Source organism: Vibrio sp. SCSIO 43009 (genome assembly GCF_023716525.1).
Classification (GTDB): domain Bacteria; phylum Pseudomonadota; class Gammaproteobacteria; order Enterobacterales; family Vibrionaceae; genus Vibrio; species Vibrio alginolyticus.
On the sequence record NZ_CP071843.1, the window covers coordinates 1,767,582 to 1,790,674 of the forward strand.

The 23,093-nt window shown below is 46.1% G+C and carries 22 protein-coding genes and 2 pseudogenes; 14 read left to right on the top strand and 10 right to left on the bottom strand.

Translation table 11 applies throughout. The features are described 5' to 3' along the window. Positions 1–166: 166 nt before the first annotated feature. Complete coding sequence (locus J4N43_RS23460; RefSeq protein ID WP_054578556.1) at positions 167–412, top strand: Rho-binding antiterminator; 246 nt, start codon at positions 167–169, stop codon at positions 410–412. A gap of 96 nt (positions 413–508) precedes the next feature. Here J4N43_RS23460 and J4N43_RS23465 read toward each other — a convergent pair whose 3' ends face one another. The 3 genes from J4N43_RS23465 to ompW form a co-directional block, all read right to left on the bottom strand. After that, positions 509–1,999 carry an MDR family MFS transporter gene (locus J4N43_RS23465; protein WP_017634371.1) on the bottom strand — a complete coding sequence of 497 codons (1,491 nt, stop codon included), beginning with the start codon at positions 1,997–1,999 and terminating at the stop codon, positions 509–511. Next, entirely contained in the window at positions 1,996–3,021 is a 1,026-nt protein-coding gene (locus J4N43_RS23470; RefSeq protein ID WP_053303998.1) for an HlyD family secretion protein, read from the bottom strand. Before J4N43_RS23470 ends, J4N43_RS23465 begins: the two co-directional genes overlap by 4 nt. 214 nt (positions 3,022–3,235) lie before the next feature. Beyond that, on the bottom strand, positions 3,236–3,877 hold the full coding sequence (ompW, locus tag J4N43_RS23475) for an outer membrane protein OmpW (RefSeq protein ID WP_252094180.1): 642 nt from the start codon (positions 3,875–3,877) through the stop codon (positions 3,236–3,238). A gap of 495 nt (positions 3,878–4,372) precedes the next feature. Here ompW and J4N43_RS23480 point away from each other — a divergent pair, with 495 nt between their 5' ends. From J4N43_RS23480 to J4N43_RS23490, 3 genes and pseudogenes are all read left to right on the top strand, one after another. Further along, positions 4,373–5,023, top strand: a complete 651-nt coding sequence (locus tag J4N43_RS23480) for a Qnr family pentapeptide repeat protein (protein ID WP_005374358.1) — start codon at positions 4,373–4,375, stop codon at positions 5,021–5,023. Between the two features lie 9 nt (positions 5,024–5,032). Continuing rightward, complete coding sequence (locus tag J4N43_RS23485; protein WP_005374359.1) at positions 5,033–5,344, top strand: cupin domain-containing protein; 312 nt, start codon at positions 5,033–5,035, stop codon at positions 5,342–5,344. Positions 5,345–5,382: 38 nt separating this feature from the next. After that, positions 5,383–6,004: pseudogene (locus tag J4N43_RS23490) on the top strand (HAD-IB family hydrolase). 116 nt (positions 6,005–6,120) lie between these two features. On the opposite strand, the gene J4N43_RS23495 reads toward J4N43_RS23490, so the two are convergent. Together J4N43_RS23495 and J4N43_RS23500 are read right to left on the bottom strand one after the other, a co-directional pair. Next, positions 6,121–7,299 carry a lytic polysaccharide monooxygenase gene (locus J4N43_RS23495; protein WP_054578559.1) on the bottom strand — a complete coding sequence of 393 codons (1,179 nt, stop codon included), beginning with the start codon at positions 7,297–7,299 and terminating at the stop codon, positions 6,121–6,123. A gap of 214 nt (positions 7,300–7,513) precedes the next feature. Then, positions 7,514–7,954, bottom strand: a complete 441-nt coding sequence (locus J4N43_RS23500; RefSeq protein ID WP_005374369.1) for an Lrp/AsnC family transcriptional regulator — start codon at positions 7,952–7,954, stop codon at positions 7,514–7,516. A gap of 114 nt (positions 7,955–8,068) precedes the next feature. Here J4N43_RS23500 and J4N43_RS23505 point away from each other — a divergent pair, with 114 nt between their 5' ends. Both J4N43_RS23505 and J4N43_RS23510 read left to right on the top strand, forming a co-directional pair. Continuing rightward, complete coding sequence (locus tag J4N43_RS23505; RefSeq protein WP_054578560.1) at positions 8,069–8,653, top strand: LysE family translocator; 585 nt, start codon at positions 8,069–8,071, stop codon at positions 8,651–8,653. Between the two features lie 179 nt (positions 8,654–8,832). Continuing rightward, positions 8,833–9,606 (top strand): siderophore-interacting protein, encoded by a 774-nt coding sequence (locus tag J4N43_RS23510; protein ID WP_053303996.1) that lies wholly within the window; start codon positions 8,833–8,835, stop codon positions 9,604–9,606. A gap of 99 nt (positions 9,607–9,705) precedes the next feature. Here J4N43_RS23510 and J4N43_RS23515 read toward each other — a convergent pair whose 3' ends face one another. Next, positions 9,706–10,578 (bottom strand): LysR family transcriptional regulator, encoded by an 873-nt coding sequence (locus J4N43_RS23515; RefSeq protein WP_017633836.1) that lies wholly within the window; start codon positions 10,576–10,578, stop codon positions 9,706–9,708. Between the two features lie 80 nt (positions 10,579–10,658). Next, entirely contained in the window at positions 10,659–11,465 is an 807-nt protein-coding gene (locus J4N43_RS23520; protein WP_017821026.1) for an arylamine N-acetyltransferase family protein, read from the bottom strand. 293 nt (positions 11,466–11,758) lie between these two features. On the opposite strand from J4N43_RS23520, the gene J4N43_RS23525 reads away from it, so the two are divergent. The 5 genes from J4N43_RS23525 (at position 11,759) to J4N43_RS23545 (ending at position 16,228) form a co-directional block, all read left to right on the top strand. Continuing rightward, positions 11,759–12,907, top strand: coding sequence for an S-(hydroxymethyl)glutathione dehydrogenase/class III alcohol dehydrogenase (locus J4N43_RS23525; protein ID WP_017821027.1), 1,149 nt, complete (start codon positions 11,759–11,761; stop codon positions 12,905–12,907). Positions 12,908–12,969: 62 nt separating this feature from the next. Continuing rightward, positions 12,970–13,809 (top strand): S-formylglutathione hydrolase, encoded by an 840-nt coding sequence (fghA, locus tag J4N43_RS23530; protein ID WP_005374382.1) that lies wholly within the window; start codon positions 12,970–12,972, stop codon positions 13,807–13,809. Between the two features lie 422 nt (positions 13,810–14,231). Further along, complete coding sequence (locus J4N43_RS23535) at positions 14,232–14,711, top strand: putative pterin-binding protein (protein ID WP_353505861.1); 480 nt, start codon at positions 14,232–14,234, stop codon at positions 14,709–14,711. 5 nt (positions 14,712–14,716) lie between these two features. Further along, entirely contained in the window at positions 14,717–15,814 is a 1,098-nt protein-coding gene (locus J4N43_RS23540; RefSeq protein WP_005383270.1) for a GGDEF domain-containing protein, read from the top strand. Positions 15,815–15,838: 24 nt separating this feature from the next. Continuing rightward, a complete protein-coding gene (locus tag J4N43_RS23545; protein ID WP_242013632.1) occupies positions 15,839–16,228 on the top strand; it encodes a hypothetical protein in 390 nt (129 codons plus the stop codon). Positions 16,229–16,335: 107 nt separating this feature from the next. Here the strand turns inward: J4N43_RS23545 and J4N43_RS23550 are convergent, their stop codons facing one another. Both J4N43_RS23550 and J4N43_RS23555 read right to left on the bottom strand, forming a co-directional pair. Further along, positions 16,336–17,139 carry a Cof-type HAD-IIB family hydrolase gene (locus J4N43_RS23550; protein ID WP_005374389.1) on the bottom strand — a complete coding sequence of 268 codons (804 nt, stop codon included), beginning with the start codon at positions 17,137–17,139 and terminating at the stop codon, positions 16,336–16,338. A 94-nt stretch (positions 17,140–17,233) separates the two neighbouring features. After that, positions 17,234–18,121 (bottom strand): LysR family transcriptional regulator, encoded by an 888-nt coding sequence (locus J4N43_RS23555; protein WP_005374391.1) that lies wholly within the window; start codon positions 18,119–18,121, stop codon positions 17,234–17,236. 126 nt (positions 18,122–18,247) lie between these two features. Between J4N43_RS23555 and J4N43_RS23560 the strand changes: the two genes are divergently transcribed. The 3 genes and pseudogenes from J4N43_RS23560 to J4N43_RS23570 all read left to right on the top strand — a co-directional run bounded on the left by J4N43_RS23560 (position 18,248) and on the right by J4N43_RS23570 (position 21,525). After that, positions 18,248–19,114 carry an MBL fold metallo-hydrolase gene (locus J4N43_RS23560; RefSeq protein ID WP_005374393.1) on the top strand — a complete coding sequence of 289 codons (867 nt, stop codon included), beginning with the start codon at positions 18,248–18,250 and terminating at the stop codon, positions 19,112–19,114. Next, positions 19,108–19,728, top strand: a pseudogene (locus tag J4N43_RS23565) (DsbA family protein). The gene J4N43_RS23560 and the pseudogene J4N43_RS23565 overlap by 7 nt, the downstream one beginning before the upstream one ends. Before the next feature lie 117 nt (positions 19,729–19,845). Then, entirely contained in the window at positions 19,846–21,525 is a 1,680-nt protein-coding gene (locus J4N43_RS23570) for an RluA family pseudouridine synthase (protein WP_053350103.1), read from the top strand. 97 nt (positions 21,526–21,622) lie between these two features. Here the strand turns inward: J4N43_RS23570 and J4N43_RS23575 are convergent, their stop codons facing one another. Then, on the bottom strand, positions 21,623–22,963 hold the full coding sequence (locus tag J4N43_RS23575) for an MATE family efflux transporter (protein WP_005374400.1): 1,341 nt from the start codon (positions 22,961–22,963) through the stop codon (positions 21,623–21,625). Positions 22,964–23,093 lie beyond the last annotated feature (130 nt).

Genomic DNA, 23,093 nt, shown 5'->3' on the forward strand with positions numbered 1-23,093 from the left:
TCGCTTGTGAACGCTCAACAGTAGGTTTATTAAAACGTGCGTGTATGTCTATTTCGTGACCAAAATGAGGTGTAAGATGAAGATTCAGTTTCAATCAAACGTCTTCTATTTAAGGAAGCGGTTCTCAAACCTTCTGAATACTGCGTCGGTTTGAAAGGAGAAAACTATGGTGACTTGCAGCCAATACGATTTTATTGAAATCGCCTGTATGTTTAAGCTCCCTATCGAGATCACGCTAAAAAATGGTGAAGCTCATCAGGGCAACGCGTTCGACACAGGCTACGACATGCAGCGACAAGAGTGCTTGTTTTTAGATATGGATGGTGAGCACACCGCCTTCCCGACTGAGCAATTAGTCGCAATGCGCGCGCTCAAAACCAATCCGCATTTTGACGAAGTGACGTTTGAGTAAACGCCCTTCTTTCACTGGCACTGTCCAATAAAAAACGCCTCTCAAGCTGTCACAACTTGAGAGGCGTTCTCTTACACGGTTCACCTGAACTTGTTGTTATTCACGCGACCGGATGAAAACCAGCATCGGCATCATGATCACGAACATCACTCCCACAAGCTGGAAGGTGTGCACAAACGCGACCATTTGCGATTGCTGCTGCAACATCTGTTGGTATTGGTCTAACGCAACCGGATCGGTAATAGAAAGCCCCTGATTGGCCGCCCAGTCATGCAAGTTAGGATTATAAGGATTAATACCCTCTCCCAGCGCATGCCATTGCTGCTGACTATCACGATATTGGAACGTGGTGGCGATAGAAATACCAAACGAGCTACCAATGGTACGGAACAGATTGTAAATACTCGCCGCCGCAACAGATTGCTCTTTCGGAATCGTTAAATACGCCAAGGTGGATAGCGTCGAGAAGGTTAAACCAAGCCCCATCCCCTGAATCATACTCGGCATCACAATCCAAAATGTATCGATCTGCAGTGAGTACTGCGTCATCAAATAACTACCAATCCCGATGCAGCTTAAGCCAAAGACTATTTTGATTCTGGGATCGAATTGCGGATTGAGCTTAATCACCAAAATCAACATCGCCGCTGACGCCAACCCACGCGGTGCCATTAATAAACCAGTGGTTGAGACCGGATAATCCAGCAAGCTTTCCAACAGCATTGGTTGTTGAGTCGTCAGGCCAAACATCGCCATCGACACCACGGCAATCATCAATGACGAGACCATAAGGTTTCGGTCTTTCAGCAGCCACAATGGCGCTATTGGACTTTTGGTTTTCCAACTGCGATAGATCCACATCACCAATCCCATGACTGCGAGCAATATCGCCGTCTGAATCATGCGTGAGTCGAGCCAGTCTTCTTCATTCCCTTTATCCAACACAAACTGCAACGCGCCCACACCTAACGCCATGTAACCGATGATCCACCAGTCAAAGTTAGGTTTGGATTTGTTGTCGATGTGGATATAGCGATAAATCAAAGAGGTACAGATCAAACCGAATGGCAAGTTGATGTAAAAAATCCAGCGCCAGTTAATGTTGTCGGTGATCACACCACCCACAACTGGGCCCAAAATAGGACCAAGCAAAATGCCGATGGAGAAAATTGCCATCGCTTTGCCTTTTTGCTCATACGGATAAATCTGCACTAACGTCGACTGCGCCAATGGAATCACCGACGCGCCGAAAGCGCCTTGGATAATGCGAAATAGCACCATCTCTTCAAGAGACTGTGCTTGCCCACAAAGCGCACTGGCAATCACAAAACCGACCACGGCAACCAGCATGACTTTGCGTTCACCAAAGCGCGACACCCAGAAACTGGTCATCGGAATGAAGATCGCTTCCGCCATGCTGTAACCCGTCAGCACCCAAGTAATTTGGTCTGCCGTTGCGCCCAACGCGCCCATCATGTGCGATAGCGACACGTTCGCAACGGTCATATCGATTAACACCATGATGGCAGAAAGCATCACGGCGACGGTGGCAATCCCCCGTTTGTCTGCCGTAATTTGATGGCTCATTGCACGCTACTTTGCAAATCTATGGTGACTTCTGAGCTCGCACCCACGCGAAGTTGCGGCGCATCGGCAGGTACTTCTAATGCCAAACGTACAGGGAAACGCTGTTTGATTTTAACCCAGTTACCCGTTGCGTTTTCTGGTGGCATCAAGGAGAACGATGTACCACTCGCAGGCGACAGCTGTTCTACCGTTGCTTTCCACACCACGTCTGGGTACATATCAATCACCACATCCGCATGCATACCAGGTTTGATGTGAGTAAGATCTGTTTCTTTAAAGTTCGCGCGTACCCAATAGCTGTCTTTTAAAATCACAGGGAACAACGTTTGACCCACGCTAACGACCGAGCCTACGTGCGTATTGATCTCACCGGCAATGCCATCCACTGGTGACGTAATGTCGGTGTAGCTCAAGTTCAGCTCTGCTTGCGCTAACTGTGCTGCCGCTTGTTGAACAACCGCAGCCTCTGCGCCTTCTTCACCACGGTTCGCAATGGCTTTTTCTACCGTCGCGCGCGCTTGCTCCAGGCTCGCTTGGGCATTGGCTAGTTTGTTTTTTGCCGTATCTAAATCTTGGTCCGACGCCAGTTTGCGTTTCACCAAGGAATCCGTACGTTTGTACTCTACTTGCGCTTCTGTCAGGTTAGAGCGCGCCGCATCTAAGCCCGCAACAGCTTCAGTTACCTGCTTATCGGCAACGTCATGTTGCTGGACCGCCAATTGGTATGCCGCTTTTGCTTGCTTCACTGCCAACAAATATGGGCGTGAATCTATCTTCAGCAGTAGGTCACCTTTGTTAATAGATTGGAAGTCTTTGACATCCACAGAAACCACTTGGCCTTTTACCTGAGGCGCTACCGACAAAATTTTTGCCCTAACGTAGGCATCTTCCGTGCTTGGGTGACTGTCTGAATACTGCCAAGACCAATACATCGCACCAAATGCGATAACACAGAGAGTAAAGAAAAGAGTTTTTACCAGCTTAGATCTGGAAGAAGAATGCTTTGCGATGTCGTCGCTCATTTATATTGTCCACTTGTTCAATTATGTGATCAGTGTAGGACTTTTCGATCTTCCGACAATAAAATGATCTGCAAGGTAAAGATCCAATTTTGCATGTTGCTAAGTGGAGTAAATGATGTGCAATCAGAACGAGGATAAAAAAGAGGGGCAGTCCCCGTAACCGCCCCCAAAGTCATGCCAATAATAGTAATGTGCGTGTAACTACTGGTTTTTCTTAGAACTTGTAACCGCCGCTGATCATAAATACCCAAGGGTTAATTTTGACGTCGGTTTTTTGCTTCACTCCACCTGCTTTATAAGTTGCTTCTGTCTCAATGTTTGCGTACCACGCAGCGGCGTTGAGGAACCATTGATCGTTGATCATGTAATCCACACCAATATTCGCTGCTAGACCGAATGAATCATCCAACTTAAGATCTGAAAGACCAGCGCCTTTACCCGTGCTATTGAAGCCCTCATCAAAGAACATGGTGTAGTTGAGACCTGCACCCACGTATGGACGGAACTTACTTTGTGGCTCGCCAAAGTAGTACTGCACCATAAGCGTTGGTGGAAGGTGTTTGGTTTTCGCGATATCACTACCAACCAAATCTGTCGAAATGTCGTGGCTGAATGGTGTTGCTGCTAGAAGCTCTAGGCTGATGTTGTCTGTGAACATGTAGCCAAACGTCAAACCAAGCTGCGTATTTGAATCCACTTTCAATTCTTCTTGAGAACCAAGAATCTTATCGCTGCTGTCATTTGGAACGACAGACGCCGCACCAACACGAAGAACGAAGTCACCTTGTTTATGAGCGAAAACACTTGGTGACACGAGTGCAGCAACCACTGCTAGACTGCAGATTGTTTTTTTCATTTTTATTTCCTTTCGTAGGGCTTCGTTATGTCGTACCCAAAGGGGTGCCTGCTAACTGATCTGAGATTTCAAGTAAACTCAGCGCCTTGAAGCACACGGGTATCTATATCTTTTTGAGCTGTGCGCAATCTAGCACATAGAAACCCTACTATTTTGATGGAAATCAATTTGTGAAAAATATAGGTTTTTTGTATGGAGAAACGCCATATTGATCAACAAATTATGCAAATAGGATACAATTCTGTAATGCAAACTGTGCGTGTGAGTTGCCATGCATACCCATAAATGCGAATCCTCTCGTTAAGGCTCGTAGCCAGCAAAAACTTTTTTCGCCCTCTACGTCTTCTATTTTCAAAAAACAACCCACTTAAAAAGCTCGTTTGACCCCTTAAAATCGCGATTTGAGGGGTTTGTAAAACACTGAAATACAAGAAGTTATTTTTCTGGAAAATCAGTCACTTGGAGTGCTAGTCTGCTCGCAGCTAAGGAGAAGACATGTTAAAAACCGATCTCATTTTTGAACGAGAAAACTTTTCTCATCACGATTTTCAGAATGCTACCTTTAAAAACTGCCACTTTTATATGTGCTGTTTCGACCATGCCGATCTGCGCGATGCTAAGTTCATCGACTGTCGCTTTATCGAATCCAAAGCGCTAGAAGGGTGTAGTTTTCGCTTCGCGAACTTAAAAGACGCTAGCTTTACGAACTGCATGTTGGCGATGAGCCTGTTTAACGGCGCAAATTGTATGGGCTTGGAGCTACGTAAGTGCGATCTCAAAGGGGCAAACTTCCAAGGTGCGAACTTTGCTAATCGCGTCAGTAACACCATGTTTTTCTGTTCTGCTTTTATTACTGGCTGCAACCTCACCTACTGTAACTTCGAGCGAGTGTTACTAGAAAAATGTGACCTCTTTGAAAACCGTTGGAACGGTGCGAACCTCGCAGGGGCAACTCTCAAAGGCTCGGATTTATCTCGCTGCGAATTCTCGCCAGAACAATGGGGAACCTTTAACGTTGAGCAGTGTGATCTGACTCATGTCGAACTAGACGGGCTGGATGTTCGCCGCGTTTCTCTGTTTGGTGTTAAAATTTGTGATTGGCAACAAGAGCAATTGCTTGCGCCTTTTGGACTGATCATTCTCTAAGGAAAGGCCATGAACCTGTTTAAAGACTTACCGAATAACCTCGACGAGGAAGTGTTCGAAGACCTGCTGACCCACAAAAACCTGCGTATAGAACGCATTCTCTCAACGGGGCAAACCTCTCCCGAAAGTGGCTGGTACGATCAAGAAGAACATGAATGGGTCTTGGTTCTTAAAGGAGCAGGTGAGCTGACTTTTGAATCAGGTGTCGTGCAACGACTTGAGGCAGGCGATCACGTTACGATTCCAGCTCATACCAAACACAAAGTGAGCTGGACTGACCCAACGCAAGAAACCATCTGGTTGGCGGTGTTTTATCAATAAACACAAAACGATCTTAAACCAAAAAATAGGCGCTGAGTTTGCTCGATACTACTAAGCCGTCACTGGCACTGTTTGATTTTGATGGCACCATCACCCGAGAGGATATGTTTAGCCTTTTCCTCCACTATTCTGCTTATGGCCTGCGCAAACGAGTGGGAAAGGTCGCTATCATGCCATTTTATGCGCTGTACAAACTCGGAGTGTTACCCGCTCGTGTTATGCGTCCTCTCAGCAGTTTTATTGCATTTTCAGGGAAAGAAACGCAGAAAATTGAAGCGATTGGCGCTCAGTTTGCCCACGAAGTGATCCCGCTGTACTTACGGCCAGAAGCGATGGAAAGGTTGGCGTGGCATCAGCACAGAGGCGATACCATTGTGGTGGTGTCGGCATCACTCAATGCGTATCTCAAGCCTTGGTGTGAAGCGAACGGTTACCACTTGCTGTGCAGTGAACTGATCTCAGAACAGCCAAAACTGAGTGGCTTTTACCAGCAAGGTGATTGCAGTTTAGAAAAAAAAAGTCTCGCGCGTTAGGGCCACGTTTTCGCTCGACGAATTTGCGTCTGTTTATGCCTACGGTGATACGCACGAAGACATTCCGATGCTCAAACTGGCAGACTACGCGATGCTCAACTGGAACGAGTGGAGAGCAAGCGAATAACGATATGTGCTCTGATTTTCAAGACAACCACTCGACCAAAGTGGTCGTTTTAGACTGAAAAAACAAACCCTTCTCACATGAGAAGGGTTTTATTGTTCAGAGCCAGAATAAATGGCTTAACGCCATACACCCCATTGACCCGTTGTGCCAGGTTCCTCACCAGACGTCCACCACTGGGCAGTCCATTCTTTGCCGTTGTGCGTCACCACATCACCTTGGTTGTAAACGGCTGTCTTGTCCCACAAATTGGTTGGTTCAACTGGTGGCGTGACATCCGCTTTGAGCAGTGACAACGCATAACTGAAGTCTGCACTTGGCGCTAATACTTGATTCGCATTCACGTTGTTACTGTCGAACATGTAGTGATTCATCTCTTGATGCCAAATACCCACATACCAATCGCCCGTTTGCTGCGCGTTAAATTGATCAGCAATTTCTGCCGCCCAAGTCGTCGTATTGTTTGCGCTGATTGGCAGTGAAATATCGACAATTTCATTGCCTGTCGCATTAAACGTACGGAAACGAATGGTGTCACCCGCTTCTACTGGTCCGAAACCTTGCTGAACAAAGTAGCCTAGAGATGTCAGATTATTGCCCGGTTCGGTTGGATCAACGGGGTCAGTCGGCGGCGTCGTACCTGTTCCGTTTAACGTAATGTCACTACAGTTGTAGAAACCTTCACCAGCCACATCAATGCGCTGCCAACGAGTATAAAGCACTGCATCGCCGGAACGATCAGCAGGGAAAGTCACCTGAATACGGTAGCGTTTTTCCGCATCAACATACACGTCACCTGCGGTGTCGATCAGCTCTAAATCACTCCAAGTAAGCGGTTTTGAATCATCATAAGTCGGCTTGGTGAGATAGAATTCCCAGTACGATGGGTTGTGCGGCGCCTTGCCGTAAAACACCAATTCAATCTGGTTGTTTGCATCTGGCGTAACATTGGTGCGCTGCCAGTTTGGAGAAGGAATGTTCAAACCTTTCTTAGCGGCATCGCCGGCAGAACACAGTTCGCCGTCACGGACTACGGCTTTAACATGCTCCATATCTCGGTAATTTGGTACGTTTGCTGCAATTTCACTGCGTTGCACAAACGGGTAAGCACCAGATTCTTCAAAAGCCGCTTTACACGCTTGGTTGGGGATCTCATTGGTCCAAAAACCACCGTCTAAATAACACGTATTCTGACGAGCACTTGGAAATTCTACCCAGCCGTGGGCGTTGACGTTAAATGAGCTCAATGCGGCAACAGCGCTTAAGCTCAAAAGAGGAAGTGTTACATGTGATTTCATCGTTCATCCTTAAATTTGCTGACTCGCCGCTCATGAACACAAGCGGTTTAAGCAAAACTAGCAGGATGAGATTATTTCGAAGGTGAGAATAAAGGTGGAAATTGTAAGAGTGCCATCTGCTTTCCAGCATTTGTTGTGTACTTATCTCATACTCGACTGACTCTTTCGAGTCACTTCAAATTCATGTGCCACAAAAACTGTCACTCTCGTTTGGCTATCGCTCGTCTTTTGGTGTGTCCATCACCACCATCGTTGTGATCGACTTGACGTGTTCGCACTCACCCAACACATCAGCATGGAACGCTTTATAAGCGGCGAGATCTTGCGTCTCTACGCGTATGAGATATTCGTTAGATCCCGTAATGTTGTGACATTCCACCACCTCGTTTACAAAACGCACATGCTCTTCGAAACCCAGCTGCGCCTGCTTAGAGTGCGAGGCCAAACCAATCGACACATAAGCGACAAAACCCACGCCAAGTTGCTGATTATCCAGTACTGCTCGGTAGCCTTTGATCACGCCTTTACGCTCTAAATCTTGCACTCGGCGTAAGGTTGCAGATGGAGATAAACCAACGCGTTCCGACAGCTCTACATTGGAGATTCTTCCATCTCGTTTGAGCACTTGCAATATTCTTTCGTCAAATCTATCCATGATGATGTTTTATTGCTTATTTAGTTTCTAATCATCAAATAAAAGCACAATATTGACCTCAGTTCTACTTATAGTTGTTCTCAACTTATCGAGAACTGATTCAAGGAACAATCTATGGAATATCATCAACTGGGTGCTTTGGCGTTGTTCGCTTTTGTCTCCACTTTTACGCCGGGTCCCAATAACATTATGTTGATGACCTCAGGGGCAAATGTCGGCTTTAAACGCACTATCCCACACATGTTGGGCATTACCTTCGGCTTTGGTGCCATGCTAATTTTGGTGGGTATTGGCTTGATGAGCCTGTTCCATGCCTACCCGCTAACCCACTCCATTTTGAAAGTATTGAGCTTGAGTTATTTGCTGTACTTGACGTACAAAATCGCCACCAGCGACAAAACCGAAGCAAAACACGATTTTCGCCCAATGTCTTTTTTAGGGGCTGTCGCATTCCAATGGGTGAACCCGAAGGGTTGGTCGATGGCGTTGACGGCCATTACGGTATACAGCAGTGGCGGTGCATGGCTCGAACTGACTTTTATCGCCGGTATCTTCTGTTTAGCTAACTTGCCATCGGTGACATTTTGGACGGCGGCAGGTATGCAATTGCAGCGTTGGTTGACCACCGATAAACGCGTTAAGGGGTTCAACTACAGTATGGCTGCGCTGTTGCTTTTGTCTACGATTCCAATGATATAAGTCCATTTATGGTTAAAAAACGACTCACTTTACGTGGTTAGAGAAAGGATAGAGGTAATATTTTTCTTGAGGCTTTGGCGTTAATTCACAGTGTAAATTTGTTTAAAGACGCTACCCTCTTGTTAGGGAACTTGATAATCTTTAAATGAGAAAGAGAATAATTATCGAGTAAAGTAACAATGAAAAAGAAGCCTCAACCTAAAACGCTTGTTGTCACAGACACAGAAACCATCACTCCAAACATGCAGCGCATTACCTTGCAAGGTGAGGCGCTGAGCCACTTTCCTCGTGACTGCGAAGGCAGTTACATCAAATTACTGTTTAACGATATGGGCGGCGCGGATCTGAGCATCCTGTCAGAAGACGACCGACCAATCATGCGCACCTACACTATTCGACGCTTTCATCCAGAAACCAGTTCAATCGAAGTGGATTTCGTCCGACACGTAACGCAAGATCTGCAATGCGGATTTGCAGCGCGTTGGGCAATGGCTGCGCAAAAAGGCGACACGATCAGCATTGTTGGGCCAGGTAGCATCTCCAACTTAAATACTGAGGCGGATTGGTTCTTCATGGCTGCCGATATGACAGCACTTCCAGCACTTTCTGCGAAAATTCGTACGCTGCCAGAAGAGGCCAAAGGCTACGCTGTGATCAGCGTGATGTCTCCAGCCGACATTCAACCCCTAAACACGCCAGCCGGTATGGAGTTGATTTGGCTAACCGAACAGCAAACCTTGGCTGATAGCGTTCGCGAACTCGAGTGGTTAGATGGTAACGCTTCGGTATGGTGTGCGTGTGAGTTCGATTCAATGCGTGCGCTGCGCCAATATTTCCGCAACGAAAAAGAAGTCGATCGCGAGAATATCTACATCAGCAGCTATTGGAAGCAAGGCGTATCTGAAGATGGGCACAAAGTGATTAAACGTGAAGACGCGGAATCCAACCAATAGTGATTCATGTCTTTTCGATTCCAGCTCTCATCCTAATAAAAACGCCCGGCATCACCGGGCGTTTTAGCGACTTCAGTTGTATTAAAGTTCATGAAAACTCTAATCCGCTAGTTCCTGCGCTAAAAAGTCGATTAACAACCTCACTTTGGGCGATAAATTTCGGCTTTGTGGATACAGTGCCCAAATGCCTTCACGGTCGTCTCGGTAATCGGTCAGCACCTCGACTAGCTCACCGTTATCTAGAGCTTCTTGAACGTAATAGTCCGGCAACTGCACTAAACCCAAACCACGTTTTGCGGCGCCCATTAGCGCAAAACCACTATTGCATTTAATTCTCCCCGATACGCGCAAAGACTTATCGCGTTTATTTTCCTTAAAATGCCAATAATCGACCGAACCAACTAGGCACTGATGTCGAGCCAGTTCGGATAATGTGTGAGGCTCGCCAAATCGCTCCAAATACATAGGGCTAGCACACACGTAATTTTGACGCGACGAAAGACGCTTTGCGATCATGCTGGAATCTTGCAGGCGGCCAAGACGAATCGCCACGTCTACCCCTTGCTCTATCAAATCCAGTTTTTGATTGGTCAGAACTAAATCGAGGTCCACACGCGGGTACTTCTCCAAAAACTGATGCAAGAGCGGCGCGAGGTTCATTTCCCCATAGGTCACAGGCGCTGTCACACGCAGCAAACCTCGCGGTTCGGTCTGCATTTGCGTTACGGCAAGCTCGGCCAGTTCTAGCCCTTCGACCAAATGTTTGCACTGCTGATAATAAAGCTGTCCAGCTTCAGACAGAGAAACTTTTCTCGTCGTGCGATGCAGTAACTTAACCGCAAGACGCTCTTCAAGTGCCGATACGCGGCGACTGATTTGTGCCACTGACGTTTTCAGTTTAGCCGCGGCAGCTGTAAAGCTGTTAGTTTCCGCTACGGCAACAAACTCGCTGACTCCTTCCCAATTCGCCATGCTGTATTCCTGTCGACCTCTTCTAGACAAATAGTGATTACATTGTTCTCGTCGCGCTACGCTTTGAAAACGGGAAAACTTTACGCGTCAGGTAACGGACGAAGTTCGTCGTATTGCGCATCAAGCTCAATGCCAAAATATTCTTTCAACGCATCCAGGTAGGTTTGACCTGGCTCTAGCTCTATTTCTGTTAGCTCTTCATGATTGGTGCATCTGAGTGTGTAGTTAAGCAGCGTCACCAACCCACTTTCTGTCGCTCTAGCAGCGACTCTTGCGCTAGTAAAACGCGAATTAGGCGAAGTCGAGGTAAAGAAGTTGCTACATGCAATGTCACCAGCACACACGAACTCTAGGTCAAAGCTGTATAGATTGTTCCACACGTCTGTTCCATCGGTTGAAAGCACTTGGAGGAAATAACCAAACTGAGCATCTTTGACAAAACGGAAGGTTTGTAAATCCGTCTGAATCACTTGGTCAAGGATAAATGGCAATGGCGCTCGAGGGGTATTGGAGCCAAAACCCACATCGACAATCCATGTTTGTTCCTCTAACGTCACTAACGTGATTTGATGACTACGACCTGTTGGTGTACCAGACACATGTACACGCCCTAACAAACTTCGCGCTTCAAACCCAAGAGTGTTGAGCACATCAAGCATTAAACCATTTAATTCAAAGCAGTAACCACCGCGAGAGTGGTACACGGTTTTTTGAATAATATCTTCAATCTCAACAGAGACGCCTCGCTGCAATGCGATGTCAAAATTCTCAAACGGCAGGCAACGATGCTGCGCCACGTGAACTCTGTGCAATGACTCCAAATCGGCGGGCAATTCACTAGGCAAGCCTAGCTTGGTTAAATAGGCACTCAGATCCGTCTTATTCATAATCACTCTTACCTAGCTGATGGTTTGACTGTTTTCTACTTTAGCCCCTCTATCTAACTTCAGGTCAATCACCTTTTCCATTTCCCTTCCGCTTTAAGGAGGCATAGCACTCTTTTTACACGCTCACCTTATCATTATTACGCATATGTAAAAATCATTTTCAATATGGACGGATTATCATTTTTACTGAAACACCTAAAATGAGCACCAACAAAACGACGCAGCGCGGTAAGCAAACCTTAACTACGCTTATTACGTCACTCCATATACTGAAAATATAAAGGAAACATCCAATGTCGCTTGAAATCAAACCTGGTCAAACTCACATAAAATCAAAAGCAATGGTCGCTTGGGCTGCAGGTGAGCCGCTTAAGATGGAAGAAGTTGATGTACAACTTCCAAAAGCCGGCGAAGTGCTAGTACGTATCGTAGCAACTGGTGTTTGCCACACTGACGCATTCACTCTATCAGGCGATGATCCTGAAGGTATCTTCCCTTCAATCCTTGGCCACGAAGGTGGTGGTATCGTTGAAATGGTTGGCGAAGGCGTAACAAGCGTTGAAGTTGGCGACCACGTTATCCCACTTTACACTGCTGAATGTGGTGAGTGTAAGTTCTGTAAATCTGGCAAAACGAACCTATGTCAGGCCGTTCGTGAAACGCAAGGTAAAGGCCTAATGCCAGATGGCACAAGCCGATTCTCTATCAACGGCGAAACTATCTTCCACTACATGGGTTGTTCTACTTTCTCTGAGTACACGGTTCTTCCAGAAATCTCACTAGCGAAAGTAAACAAAGAAGCACCACTTGAAGAAGTTTGTCTTCTAGGTTGTGGCGTAACCACTGGTATGGGTGCGGTATTAAACACAGCTAAAGTTGAAAAAGGCGACACAGTGGCAATCTTTGGTCTCGGCGGTATCGGTCTTTCTGCAATCATCGGTGCTCGCATGGCTGGTGCCAGCCGCATCATCGGTGTAGACATCAACGAAAGCAAATTCGACCTAGCGAAACAACTTGGTGCAACTGATTGCATCAACCCACAAAAATTCGACAAGCCAATTCAAGAAGTGATTGTTGAAATGACAGACGGTGGTGTTGACTACTCATTCGAATGTATCGGTAACGTAAACGTGATGCGTCAAGCACTTGAGTGTTGTCACAAAGGTTGGGGTGAGTCAGTCATCATTGGTGTTGCTGGTGCAGGTCAAGAGATCTCAACTCGTCCGTTCCAACTAGTAACTGGTCGCGTATGGCGTGGCAGCGCTTTCGGTGGCGTTAAAGGCCGCTCTGAGCTTCCAGAAATCGTGAACCGTTACATGGCTGGTGAGTTCGGCTTACAGGAGTTCATTACCCACACAATGGGATTAGCAGACGTCAACAAAGCGTTTGATCTGATGCATGAAGGTAAGAGCATCCGAACAGTTATCCATATGGATCAATAATGCTGCCTCAGGCTCTCCTTTTGGGGAGCCTGAATTCCTTCTGCTAATTAGAGAGTTTATTCATGACCATTGAAAATGTAAGCCAAGCCAAAGTGTTTGGCGGTTGGCACAAGCAATATACACACGAATCCAATGCCCTAAACTGCACCATGCGCTTCGCGATATTCTTGCCACCTAACGCAACGAAATCAAATCCCGTACCCGCGCTATACTGGCTCTCTGGTTTAACGTGTACCGATGAGAACTTTATGCAGAAAGCGGGCGCATTTCGTATGGCGGCCGAGCTTGGCATTGCGATCATTGCACCAGACACAAGTCCGAGAGGCGAAGGTATCGCTGACGACGAAAGCTATGACCTAGGAAAAGGAGCTGGCTTTTACCTTAATGCGACGCAAGCACCTTGGTCACTGCATTACTGTATGTACGACTATGTGACTGAGGAGTTGCCTGCGATCATCGAAAGTAACTTCCCAGTCTCTGACGTGAAGTCAATTTCCGGTCACAGTATGGGCGGCCACGGAGCGCTCACCATTGGTCTGAAAAATTCAGAACAGTACCGTTCTATTTCAGCGTTCAGTCCAATCAGTAACCCAATGCAATGCCCTTGGGGACAAAAAGCCTTTACTGCTTACTTAGGCAAGGAGCTTGAAAGCTGGAAGCAATACGATGCAAGTGAACTTCTAAAACAACAACAATCACCATTACCAATTTTGGTTGATCAAGGTGATGCTGATGGCTTCTTAAATGAGCAGCTTAGACCGGAAGCGCTGATTGCTGCGGCAAAAATACACGATTCAAACCTAACCTTGAGAATGCAACCAGGCTATGACCATAGCTATTACTTCATCTCAAGCTTTATTGAAGAGCACCTCAACTTCCATGCAAAATATTTGTTTGCATAGTTAATTTAAGTAAGCTCATGAAATAAAAAATAAAGTCACCAAAACTAGGTGACTTTATTTTCTTTACGTACTAACAAATACATATCTGAATATCGATGATTTAAATATGTAAAATAATGTAACTTAAGAACAAATTCGACATCCATTTCTCGCCTTATTAAATTCTCATTTCCGACACAGTATCTTTATTAAAAATGACACAAAGTTGCACTAAAAACCAATTAAATACCGCGAAATCATTACGAAACTCTACCATCATCCCAATACTCTGAGCTTTTAATTAAGAAGCAACTTAATAACCTTGACGTGACGTAAACCGACAGTTATTTTTGAAACATAACGTATTATAAAATCTCATCCGGTTGGCTCTATAATTATAAATAAATTACCGCTAGCACCTTTGTCCTAGCTAAGAAAAAAGAATAAAACTCAAAAGGGCATATGATGAAAAAGAGATAGTCGCGCTAGGTCTGTTTTTTGTTGCGCCATTCTTGTCTGCAAATACGATCGTATTTAGTAGTAGCCAGCAGCCTAGTGTCATACTGGAACTGGAAGAGATCCAAGCTTTACCTACCACTAGCTACACGATGACATTGCCTTGGCTTCCTGCTTCGTCAGAGTTTTTAGGCGTTAAACTCAGCACGCTTCTTACACACGTCTACGGAAAGGTACCAGAGCAGGTTGATATCAGCAGCTTAAACGACTATCACTCGACATTGTCCCGACAAGATATTCTTCGATATCAACCAATACTGGCTTATCAACAAGATCAGAATTACATAAAAGTCAGGAATAAAGGCCCTTTCTGGGTGATATATCCACTCAATCTCTATCCAGAGCTAAACTACAATAAATATCATGCGCAAATGGTATGGCAAGTAAATGAAATAAAAGAAAAATAATAAGAATGAAGTTATCAGAACCCTATTCTAAGAAACAAAGAATATTGCAATATTCTACCACCAGCAAAATGCTGCTGGTGGTGTTTGCCGTTTCTTTGCTTCTCGCGAATGTCGTGCTTTTACAGCAAACACGTTCACTCTCACAAAATTTTAATAACGAACAAAAACAAGCGACTTGGTTTTTATTCCAACTCTCCAAAGAACTATCAGAACTTGTCGGCGAGGCCAGACGGTTAGATGAAAACGTATTGAATATTGATGGTGCAGAGCTTCAATACGAGTTAGCGTGGAGTCGCTTTGACTTATTGACCAGTAGCACGAAAGCCAATAAGTTCTTTTCTCGGAACAACATGCACCTTTACTTCATTAATCTTTTTGAAGAATTCAAAGAGCTAGAAAAACAACTAGTAGAAGCTAGAACAGGTGATAGCCAAGCTGCTGCTGCATTTTATCGTTCAACTCAAACACTATATTTAGGCTTAATAGACTTCGTTAATCAAAACTTCCGCCTAAGCAGTAAAGCTTATGAAGCACAAAAAGGTCAAACCCAGCGCTTAATGCAAGCACAATATATGTTGTTTGCGACGTTCGTTTTGTCGATTATCTCTCTAACTTATTTCTTTTATCGTGAATCCCATTTTCATAGAAAATTGGCGCTCAGCGACCCTTTGACGAACCTAGGGAACCGCAATGCACTATTCATAACCCTAAACAAATTTACTCAAGAAAAAAGGCCCTTTTCTCTCTGGATTCTAGATTTAAATGGTTTTAAAGAAGTCAACGACACACACGGACACCAAGTTGGCGACACTGTACTGCGGGAAATCGCTAGGCGGCTTAATTCTATGGCACTCAATGATTTTACTGTTTATCGCATGGGAGGAGATGAGTTCGCGGTTATCCTTGAAGGTGAACATCTCAATGAAGAGAACGTACGTGAGCAGATAAATACCGTCTTTGATGCACAAATATTAAACTCCGATAAAGTCTCAACACTTTCAACAAGCATGGGCTTAGCGCAATACCCTAAAGACAGTGACAATGTTGACTTTCTTATCAGCATAGCGGATAAGCGCATGTACAAAATGAAATTTCAACGTTAAACGGTATATATGATGAGAAAGTTCATGCAAGTACTGCTTCTACTGGCAGTCATTGCGGCAGGTGTGCTGGCTTGGGTATTTATTCCATCGCACGAAACCATCGGGCAAAAAACGGTTGAGCAGGCACTCAACGACGACTACAGCCTCGTTGGACATCGAATCTACTCAACCGATCCGGATGCTGGCAACCGATTCGGCTACTTCGTATTGGCAACGGGCCAGAGCATTGAAGAGCAAGAGCCGTTTTTGGTCACTTCGGATCAGTTTATTCGCATGGAGCAAACGGGTGATAATACCTTGTCTGTGACCATCAATGGTCGTATTTACCATTATCATAACGACTTGTGGGTGCCAAAATCAGACGGGAAATTGCAACACTTTTTAGTCAGCGCAACCGCCAAGTACGTACGCTAAAACGGGAACATTACTACCCCCTCCCACCACACACAAAAAAAACAAAGCCCCGCAGTGTATGCGGGGCTTTTTACGTGAAGAAGAAAATAACATCGAAAAAATGAGCGTTACTTCGCTAACACTTTCTCTTTAATCACTTTGAGTACCCCAGCCTCTTGGTTGCTTGGCGCAGAATAACGAGCAATTTTCTTAATCTCTTCGTGCGCGTTGGCAACCGCGTACGAATGCTCACTGACTTGCAGCATTTCGAGGTCATTGAGGTAATCACCAAACGTCATTGTTTCTGCCGGAGTAAAATTCATCGTCTCTTGAAGGTGCTGAATGGCCGCGCCTTTAGACGCCTCGGCATTCATCACATCCAGCCAAATTTTTGCGCTCACTACGACTTTATGCGTTGCGCCAAACTTCGCGTTCATGGTCGGGAACAGGAGCTCTTCCGAACCGTCAAAGTGACAAATTGCTACCTTAATAAACTCGTCTTCGACCTCAAGCAAATCCGGCACATATTCACAGCGGTGGTAGTACTTTTGAAATTCTTCCAGCGATTGCTGATCATGCGTTTCGATGTACGCCGAGCGCTTGCCACACAATACGATGTTCGCTCCGTCAATTTCACGAGCCGCTTTCACAATCTCCGCCACTTCCGCTTTAGGAATGGTGCAACTGTAGAGCTCTTTGTCTTGGTACATCACCAAGGTGCCGTTTTCAGCCACATACAACAGTCTGTCTTTGATTGGCGCGAACGTGTCTCGCAGACTGTAATACTGACGACCAGACGCAGCGGAGAACAAAATACCTTGCTCTTCCAGTTGCAAAAACAGATCGAAAAACTCCGGATCCAAACGACCGTATTGGTCAAGCAATGTGCCATCCATATCGGAAGCAATAAATTTGATGCGAACTTGTGACATTAACTAAAACTCTAAATGACGCTGCGAAAATATATCCATGTAAGGTACAGGATCTTGTATGAATCTCAAGTCAGGATGACGACGCCTTTCGCTATTACCAAGGATGCTGTTTAAAGTAATCTTCACTGTGATCGATGAAAGCTCTCACCGCAGGAGACAAGTGTTTACGTGATGAATACAGCGCGTAAATGTTGAGACCATTTGGCTTCCAATCCGGCAACACCGACTCAAGCTGACCCGATTTGAGATAGATATTGCTCAAGTAAGTTGGCAACATCGAAATACCCATGCCTTGTAAAGCGCCATGCAATAACGCCGTGGCCTCATTGCTGGTTAGGCGACACTCAATTCCCACCGATTCGAACTGGTCGCCCTGAGACAAATGCCACACGTGACGCTCAAAGTTTTTGTATCCCAAACAGTCGTGTGAAGATAAATCTCGCGGATGCGCGATCGCGTGGTGAGTTTGTAAATATTGCGGTGATGCTACCAACACCGATTCGCACACCGCAATCGGCTTACCAATCAAAGAAGGATCGGGATCTGACGCAATTCGGATCGCCAGATCGATACGTTGTTCGGTTAGATCACTCACTGAATCTTGCAGATCTATGTCGATATGCACTTTGGGGTGCTTTTGCATAAAACTGTTTACTACGGGGATCAACTGTGAGAATCCAAATGAAGTACTAGACGCAAGACGGATTTTTCCGGACAGCTCACCATCAGCGGCAATGTTCGACGTTAATGTATCGGCCTGTTTTAACCAGCGCTCAATCTGAGGCAAGCTGCGCTCCCCTGCGGTGGTGAGGGACACCTTGCGCGTGGTGCGGTGTAACAAACGAGTTTGCAGCCAGTTCTCCATCGCCTCTACATAACGAGTTACCATTGGCCGAGACATGTCTAACCGTTCTGCGGTCGCGGTAAAACTGCCAGAATACACCACATCTACAAATACTTTTGCTGCCGTTACTCTATCCATATATTTGCTCGAAATAAGAAATAGTGATGCACATTATTGTGTATTTTTCCGAGCGTATCAATTTCCTAATATAGCTCCCGTTCCCAAGCCATCGTCGCTTGGCCCCAAATTCTTTAGGAGCTTATTATGAAAAAATTCACTTTGATTACTGCATCCATTTTAATGGCAAGCCCTGTTCTAGCGGCAAACCACTCTCCCCTTACTCTTGAGGTTTACAACGCCGACGGTAACAGCTTCCACGTAAACTCAACTTTGGTATACGGTGAGACTGACGCCATGGTTATCGACACTGGATTCACCAAAGCTGACGCGATGCGCATTGCCGCTAAAGTGTTGGACTCAGGCAAAACACTTAAAACCATTTTTATCAGCCAAGCGGACCCAGATTACTACTTTGGCGCAGAGGCCTTACACCAACAGTTCCCTGATGCGCAGATCATCACAACGCCTGCGGTTCAAAAAATTATTAAAGAGAAATTGGCTGGAAAGCTGGCGTACTGGGGACCAAAGCTTGGCGCAAACGCACCAGTAAAACCAGTGATCCCTGTCGCGTACGACAAAACATCATTGGAGCTAGAAGGTCATAAGATTGAAATTCGTGGTAACCATGGCACATCAGCACACCGCCCTTACCTATGGATTCCAGATAACAAAGCGATTCTAGGTAACGTAGCCGTGTACTCAAACGTACATTTGTGGATGGCAGATGCCGCTGACCAAACCGCCATCAATGCTTGGGAGCAGCAACTTAGCGAGATGCTTGCGCTTAAACCTCAAGTGGTCATTCCTGGTCACATGAAAGCAGGCACAAAGCTGAACGCAGACACCATTCGCTACTCGCAACAATACTTGCAGGATTTTCAGCAAGCGAAAAAACACAGCAATAACAGCGTTCAACTCATTGACACCATGTCAGCGAAATACCCAGAAGCTCAATTGCCAATCGCGCTAGAAATCGGTGCTAAAGTGCATACTGGTGAAATGTCATGGTAACTGTGCATTACTTCTTCGATCCCATGTGTGGTTGGTGCTACGGGGCATCACCACTCATCGAAGCCTTGATGGACACCTCTCAATTTAAGGTATAGCTTCATCCCGGCGGCATGATTGAGAAACGCGCGATTGAATCTGAATTTCGTCAGCACATCATCAACAGTGACGCTCGTATCGCAACCGAAACCGGAGCAACGTTTGGTGAAGCATATCTGCAACGCGTGAAAAGCGACGATGCGTTTGTTCTTGATTCTTATCTACCAACACAAGCGATCTTGAGTGCGGAGAAAATGGGGCTGAATCCATGGCACATGCTAAAGGCCATCCAATCCGCGCATTATCAGCTCGGGTTAAAAGTGAATGAAGCATCGACGCTCAAAACCATTGCAGAATCGCTAGGTTTAGCAAACGATGAGTGGGAGCAAAACATGACGTTAAGCGAAGCCGAACTAAACGAGAGAATTCGCTCTAGCCGACAGTTGATGCGCCAGTTACACGTTGGTGGTTATCCAACCCTGATTGCAGAAGTAAATGGCGAGTACTTGACCTTGCCGCACTCGACCTACTACGACAAACCGGCACAGTGGAAGCTTGCATTACAAAAACTGCAATAAACTCTTCCCCACTCGCTCTTGTCCTTAATCCAAGAGCGAGTGCACACACCGACATGGCAATCCTGACTCAAACAGGTACAATCCTCGCTCGAATTTTTACTCGCGCGGATACCCACCATGCACTCGCCTGAACATTGTTTTACACGTTTTACTGCTGATACTTCTGACTATGAATTACCAACGCAGTTTACGTTTCCGTTCTACTACACGCCGCATCCTCTTTGCGTTATGGCCGCAAAGCAATTGCAACAGCACTTATTAGCGCAAACCGACTTCGAACACGATTTTGGTTTGGTTAATGAAGAAACGGGGCGAGGCAAAATGTTTGGCGTATTGCTGGTAAAAAGCCCTCAAGGCGAGCTCGGCTTTTTAAGTGCGTTTTCTGGCAAAATTGCCGACCAAAACTTGATTCCAGGATTTGTCCCTCCTGTGTACGACATGCTGACCGATGAAAGCTTCTTCCGCGCAGAAACGGATGCCATCAACGCCGCCAATGCGGAGTACAAAACCTGTGCTGCGAATCCGGAATTGGCAGATCTTAAAGCGCAAATCCAAGCCGACCGAGCCGCTTATCAGCAAGAGGAGCAAACACAGCGCCAAGTGATGATTGACGGCCGCGCCGCACGCAAACGACAGCGCCAACAGGGCGAGCAAACGCTCAATGCCGATGATCTCAAAATCTTGTTGGATGAGTTGGGTAAGCAAAGTGTCGCCGAGAAAAATGTTCTCAAATACTTAAAGCAAGCGTGGGATGAAAAGCTTGCAACCAAAGAAGCACGATTGGCCGAGTTAGAGCAGCAACTTGCTCACCTGAAAGAGCAGCGCAAGACGCTCTCCAACGCTTTACAGCACAAACTGCATAAACAATACCGCTTCCTAAACAGCCATGGCGAAACACGCGACTTGGTGGACATTTTTGCGGACACCACAAACCCAATCCCACCAGCAGGTGCGGGGGAATGTGCTGCGCCAAAACTGCTCCAATACGCATTTAAACACAGATTCAAACCGCTGGCGCTGGCAGAATTTTGGTGGGGTGTTTCGCCAAAGTCTGAAGTTCGCCAACACAAAAAATTCTACCCATCGTGCAACAGCAAATGTCAGCCGATTTTGGGCCATATGATGCAAGGGCTGGATGTCGAACCTAACCCATTGGCGGAGAATTGGGCAGAAGACAAAGAGCTGGAGATAATCTACCAAGACGACGCTATGGTCGTCGTCAACAAGCCCTCGGGCTTACTTTCAGTGCCGGGTAAAACCATCAAAGACTCTGCTTATACTCGCCTACAAGCGATGTTCCCTGATGTGGAAGGGCCGTTTGTGATTCATCGCCTCGACATGGCGACCTCTGGCATTTTGGTGTTTGCCTTAACCAAGCGCGCGAACAAAAGTCTGCAAAAACAGTTTATGGCTCGCGGCGTACAAAAACGTTATATGGCACTGCTCGAAGGCGTATTAAACGAGCCGGAAGGGGAAATTTCACTGCCAATGCGTGGTGACCCCGACGACCGCCCACGTCAACTGGTGTGTTTTGAACACGGGAAACATGCGGAAACCTACTGGCAACTGATTGAAGTCAAAGATGGACGCAGCAAGGTATACATGTATCCGAAAACCGGGCGAACTCACCAACTACGTGTACACAGTGCTCATCACATGGGGTTAAACATGCCAATGGTTGGTGATGGTTTATACGGCGAAAAAGCGAATCGCTTACACCTGCATGCTGAGATGCTAGAGCTGGATCATCCATACAGCAAAGAGCGTATGGTGTTCAAAGCTGAGTGCGAATTCTAACGTCTTCCAGATTTTAAATAACAAAAAGGCACTGACTATCAGTGCCTTTTTTGGTTTCTAACAACAGAATAAGCGTGATGCGCGATACCGAAAACCGTTAGCTCACCTTAAACTTGGTCCACACCTGAGAACGCCAACGCCTTGCCATGATGATACCACGCACCCATTCATCGAGTGCGATTGCCATCCAAGCCCCTAAAACGCCATAACCCAAGTGGATGCCAAAGATGTAAGAGAAAAGCACGCCTAGTCCCCACATACTCAAAATCCCCATTTGCACTGGGAACTTGATGTCACCCGCGCCTTTGAGCCCCGCGATAAAGATCAGGTTAAACACACGTCCGGCCTCGAGCAAAATTGAGCCCATGACTAACGAACCTGCCAATGCGAGTATCTCTGGTTGATCGGTAAATACGCGCAGAATCTCTTCTCTAAACAGGTAAATCAGTGTGGTTGCCGCCGTTGATGCCACAAATCCCACTAAGAAGTAGATTTGTACGCGTTTTAAAATGCTGCTCACCCAACCTTTACCGATGTAGTAACCAGTCTGAATTTGCGCTGCCTGACCAATTGCCAACGCGAAAGCAAACGAGAAACGGGCAATGTTTTGTGCATAAGTGAAAGCCGCCAACGATGCCGTCCCCATTTGCACCACAAAGTACACAATGCAGATTTGCGCCACGTTGTAAGACAGCACTTCACCCGCGTTCATACCGCCGATTTTTAAGATCTTTTTGTAAATCTCTGCCGGTACTTGTTTCATAGTCGACATTGGTAGTTCAATGCTACTGCGAGCGAGAATAAACCATAACATTAACGTACCGATGACTTGGCTGACGACGGTTGCTATTGCTACACCTTGCACACCATACACAGGTAAACCGAATGGCTGGTAAAGCGCAATATAGTTACCAATGATGTTGAACACACCCGAGATCAAATTCACCACCATTGGGGAACGTGAATAACCATGACTACGCAGAATAGTTGTAAAAACAACGCCAATCGTAACGTTAAACGTCATCGCACCGCTTATCAGCAGATATTCATGAGCGTACTGCTCGACTTGCGCTTCCAAGCCGTAATACGGGAGTAGATACATCGCACCAAGCACGGCAATCACACTCAATAGCACACCGACGAGCACAGACAACGCAATACTCGCAACACCAACGCTCACTGACTCTTGCTCGCGTCCAGCGCCATTGTATTGGGCAATCAAAATCCCCGTACCGCTACTGACAAACGTCGAAACGATGATTAAAAAGAAGGTAATCTGCGTGATCACACCAACAGCGGATACGGCTTTGTCTGAGTAGCCACTCAGCATGAACACGTCACTGGTTCCTAAAGCCGTCCGTAGCAAAATTTCGACAAGAATTGGCCAAGCTAATGCCACGATGGACATTCGTTGGTTGATGTTTTGGCTTTTAGGCATGCTTGTAACCTTTCCTACAACTAAAAACTGCCTCACAATATTTGTGAAGCAGTTTAAAAATAGTGACTCGAACGAAGCTCGATATGAGGTTGTGATTTAGCGCGGATTCTAGTCGCATATTGGTCATAAC